Source organism: Streptomyces sp. B1866 (assembly GCF_031932565.1).
GTDB lineage: Bacteria > Actinomycetota > Actinomycetes > Streptomycetales > Streptomycetaceae > Streptomyces.
This window is the reverse complement of sequence record NZ_JAVSCF010000489.1, coordinates 1-1,815: the sequence shown is the minus strand read 5'-3', so window position 1 is coordinate 1,815 and position 1,815 is coordinate 1. Positions and strand designations below refer to the sequence as shown.

Below are 1,815 nucleotides of genomic sequence, written 5' to 3'. Positions count from 1 at the left end.
GGCCCGGGCGCCGGGCGGCGGCGCGCGGTGGGCGAGCACTCGCTGGGCGGCTGACCGCCCGGCCGGCGGACGGACGGACGGACGGGCGGCGGGCTCCGGGGCGGCGTACGGCCGGGGCGGCGCGTGCCGTCGTGCGGCGCGTACGGCCGGGGCGCCTCGTACGGCCGGGGCGCCTCGTACGGTCCGGGGTATGGCGGCGTACGGCTCACCGGCCCGCGGGTACCACGACCGTCCCGGCCGCCTTGTCGTGCAGACACTGCCGGTACGGCCGGTCCCACGTGCACCACAGGACATTGACCAGCCAGAAGACGAAACCGCAGCACGGCACCACCTCCGGAAGCGCGTACACCGCCGCCCGCATCCACCCCGCGCCGCCGGCCGGGACCGAGCCGTCCGCGAGCATCGCGACGCGGATCCCCATGATCTTCTTGCCGACCGTCTGGCCGCTGGCCGTCAGCATCAGGCCCTCGTAGACGAAGTACACCAGCGCGTAGATGATCGTGACGGCGGTCGAATCCCCGGTGTCGTCGGCCGGGTTGTACCCGCCGAGCACGGCGGCCGTCACCACGCCGACCGGGATGCCGATGATCAGAGCGTCGATGAGCCGGGCGACCAGGCGGCGGCCGAGGTGCGCGGGCGGCGGCATGTCGGCCGGCGTCTCCCCGCCCGGAGCCTCGCCGCCGGGCCACTGCCCGCCGTACGGCCCGCCGGGGGGCGCGCCGTAGCCGGGGCCGCCCCGAGGGCCGGCCGGCGGCGGCTGCCGGGGCCCGAACGGGTCGCGGTCGCGCGGCTCGTCGGGCCCTTCCCCGGGTTCCGGGGGCGGCGGCTGGTCGGTGCTCATGGCCCGAGTCCAACCCGCCGCGTGGCGCGGCGCATCCGGCGCGCGCCGTTCGGGCGAAGCCGATGGCCCTAACGGTCGGCGCGGCGGCTGCCACGGCGCCGCGCCGGCCGGTTGGCCGGACGTGCCCGCCCGGCCGCCCGCCCAGCCGGGCCGGGCGGCGACCGGCGGGACCGGGGGCCCGGCGGGGGCCGGGCGGGACCGGACGCCCTGGTGGTCAGTCGCGGTGCGGGCGGGCCGGCCGCCGACCCGCCCGGCCGGCCGCTCGATCGGCCGGCCCATCGGCCGACGAGCAGGCCGGCCGGTCAGTCGACCGCGACGAAGGTGTGCGCCGCCTTGTCGTGCCAGCACTGCCGCCACGGCCGGTCGAACAGGCACCACAGCACGTTCACCACCCCCACCAGCAGCAGCCCCAGCACGCCGTACGCCAGCCAGCGGCGCAGCGCGGCGCCGAAGCCCGGGGCGTCGTGCCCCTCGATGTCGAGGGTGCGCAGCCCGCACAGCCGCTTGCCGAGCGTACGGCCCCAGCGGGCGGTGGGCAGCGCCTCGTACAGGACGCCGAGGACCAGCAGGGCGGCGACCACCGCGGCGAGGTAGCCGCCCGTCGTGCCGTCCAGCAGGTAGACGGTGACGGTCTCGCCGCTCTGCTTGGCGCGGTCCACCTTCTCGTCGATGTGGTCGGCGGCCTTCTGCCACAGCGGGAAGGCGGCCGCCCCGACGGCGCCGAGGAGGACGAGGGTGTCGATGAGCCGGGCGGCCAGGCGGCGGCCGAGGGGCGCGGGCCGGCCCTGCGCCTGGGCGGCCTGGAGGAAGGGGTTGTCGACGGGCGGCCGCCACGGGATGACGCCCTCGGGCGGCCCGTCGCCGGGCCCGGGCGCGGCGGCGGCGCGGGAGTCGGTCTGCCGGGCGAGCCGCTGCACCTGCTCGGCCCACCCGGCACCGCCGCCGGGCGCGGCGGCCGGTCCGGTTCCTGCGGG

2 protein-coding genes are annotated in these 1,815 nt (G+C 79.0%); both read right to left on the bottom strand.

Features of this window, described 5'->3' with window-relative positions:
* Nucleotides 1-205: 205 nt before the first annotated feature.
* Nucleotides 206-841 (bottom strand): RDD family protein, encoded by a 636-nt coding sequence (locus RKE29_RS29710; protein WP_312008813.1) that lies wholly within the window; start codon nucleotides 839-841, stop codon nucleotides 206-208.
* Nucleotides 842-1,143: 302 nt separating this feature from the next.
* A partial coding sequence (locus RKE29_RS29705; RefSeq protein WP_312008812.1) for an RDD family protein occupies nucleotides 1,144-1,815 on the bottom strand: 672 nt, incomplete at its 5' end.

Excerpts from the sequence above, each read along its gene's own strand:
- RKE29_RS29710 (WP_312008813.1), bottom strand. The coding sequence starts at position 841 with ATGAGCACCGACCAGCCGCCGCCCCCGGAACCCGGGGAAGGGCCCGAC.